General features: G+C 71.8%; 2 protein-coding genes. One reads left to right on the top strand and one right to left on the bottom strand.

The window, feature by feature from the left end; genetic code table 11:
• Positions 1-1,055: hydantoinase/oxoprolinase N-terminal domain-containing protein (locus DQW85_RS24235; protein WP_162795322.1), on the bottom strand; the 1,055-nt coding region annotated here is incomplete at its 3' end.
• A 108-nt stretch (positions 1,056-1,163) separates the two neighbouring features.
• On the opposite strand from DQW85_RS24235, the gene DQW85_RS24230 reads away from it, so the two are divergent.
• On the top strand, positions 1,164-2,345 hold a 1,182-nt coding region (locus DQW85_RS24230), incomplete at its 3' end, for a tetratricopeptide repeat protein (protein ID WP_113702336.1).

Raw genomic sequence — 2,345 nt, 5'->3', positions numbered from 1 at the left:
CGCGGGCCGACGCGCAGCGCGCCCGCGGAGTCCAGCCAGGCGACGCTGCCCCCTCCGGCGCCCACCTCGGCCAGGTCGATGGCGGGCGTCTTGACGGGCACGCCGGTCCCCGCGCGCCGCCCGCCGAAGCTGCCCTTGCCGCCCACGTGGAACTCGTGGGTGATCTCCGGCCGGCCGCCGCGGACCACGCAGGCCTTGGCCGTGGTGCCGCCCATGTCGAACGAGATCACGTCGCCGAGCCCGGTGCCCGCCGCCGCCAGCACCCCGGCCGCCGGCCCCGACTCGATCGTCGCCACCGCCCGCCTGGCGGCCAGCTCGGCGGAGATGACGCCGCCGCCCGACTCCATGACGTGGAGGGGGGCACGCACCCCCAGCGCGGCGAGCCGGTCGCCCAGGCGCGACAGGTACGACGCCATGAGCGGCCCGACGTAGGCGGACATGATCGTGGTGGTGGCCCGCTCGTACTCGCGGATCTCCGGCCACACCTCCGAGGAGGCGACGACGTTCTCCACCGACTCGCGCAGGACCGCGGCGACCCGCCGCTCGTGCTCCGGGTTGGCGTAGGAGTGCAGCAGGCACACGGCGGCCGACGTGATGCCCCGCCGCGCGATCTCCCGGGCGGCGCGCCGTACGGACCGGAGGTCGAGGGGGGTCAGGACCTCGCCGCGCGCCGAGACCCGCTCGATCACTTCGAAGCAGTCGCCGGCCGCCACGGGCGGGGGCGGTGGCGTGAAGCGCAAATCATACCGATCCTCCTCAACCCGGGCATATCGGCCCAGCGGGATCACCGACCGAAACCCTCGTGTGGTGACGAAGGCCACACGTACCCCTCTGCGCTCGAGCACCGCGTTGGTGGCGAGCGTGGTCGCGTGCACCACCCTGGTCACGAGCGCCGGGTCGAGGTCGCCGAGCACGCGCGTAACGCCGGTGGCTATCCCGGCGATGGGGTCGTCGTGGGTGCTCAAACACTTGGCCACCGTGAGCGCGCCCGAAGGGTGGCGCAGGACCACATCGGTGAAGGTGCCGCCGACGTCGACGCCGATCGCGTACCCCATCCGCGTACGTTAGCCACTCAAGCAAGCGCTTGTCTACATGCTCGTCTATTGACTTACGGCACGTGATTGGGACCCTTGTTTTTAATTCCTGCGATACCGGGAGCGGCGATGGCGCGTCTCACACCTCTGGCTGGCGGGGCGGCGGTGTCGATCGTCGCGGCGTTAGTCCTCCCAGCGCTGCCCGCGACGGCACACGAGCATCCCAGTGGCATCACCGACCTGGTCACCCCGGCCGTGGTCCGGGTCGAGGCCAAGGCGCACGTGGAGATCACACTGCTCGACCACGTGGGTGACCTCGTACACGTGGAACGGTCCTACGACATCCCCATCGGCGTCGGCACGGGCACCGTGGTCAATCCCGAGGGCGCGATCGTGACGCTCACCGGGGTGGTCAAGAGCGACCAGGACGTGGCGGTCTACGCGGCCAACAAGATCTTCGCCGAGCACCACGACGTGAAGGTCCCCGCCGACTTCGAGCGGCACTCGCTCAAGGACGAGATCCTCGACCGGCATCTCAAACAGTGCTACCCGCCGCTGTCGTCCAAGGCCACCTGCATCATCGACATCACCCCCGACATCACGATCTACCCGAACGTCTCCCCGGCCGACCCCAAGGGACTCAAGGCCGACCTGGTCAAGGCCGGGCCACGCCCCGACAGCCCGGCCGTGCTGATGACGTCGAGCCGGGTCGTCGGCAGCGTCGGCCTGCCCACCGCCCCGCTCGCCGACAAGGTGCCCGAGGCCGAGGGGGCGCCCGTCGGCGTCGCGGGCTTCCTCGGCAGGCCGGGCCCGACCGTCGCGAACACCGTCGAGATCGCCCACCTGGCCAAGGGCGGCGGCGCGGGCGAGAACGGCCGGCCGTTCGCCGACCCGAACAAGAAGGTCGACGAGCCGGTCAAGCTGGGCGGCCTGGCCGAGCGCGGCATGCGCGGCGCGCCCGTCATCGGCGACAAGAACGGCCACGTCATCGGCATGCTCATCGGCGAGGGCAAGGACGCCAGGATGATCGGCGTCAGGGAGATCACCGGCGCGCTGACCAAGGCCGGGGTCGCGCCGCGCAGGGGCGCGATCGACTCGGCGTTCGAGGCCGCGCTGACCCGATACCACACGAAGTACTACACGGAGGCGGCGCCCGGCTTCCAGCGCGTGCTGGAGCTCTACCCGGGCAACGTGGTGGCCGCCGCCCTGCTGAAGGAGTCGCTGGCCAAGCGGGGCGGCCCCGAGGACGTGGGCGCCCGCCGGGCCGCGGCGCCCGCGAGCCGCCCGGTGCCGCTGTGGCCGTTCATCGCG

Source organism: Nonomuraea lactucae (genome assembly GCF_003313395.1).
Lineage (GTDB): Bacteria > Actinomycetota > Actinomycetes > Streptosporangiales > Streptosporangiaceae > Nonomuraea > Nonomuraea lactucae.
Note: the sequence above shows the minus strand (reverse complement) of the source record. Positions and strands in the feature narration are given on the sequence as shown.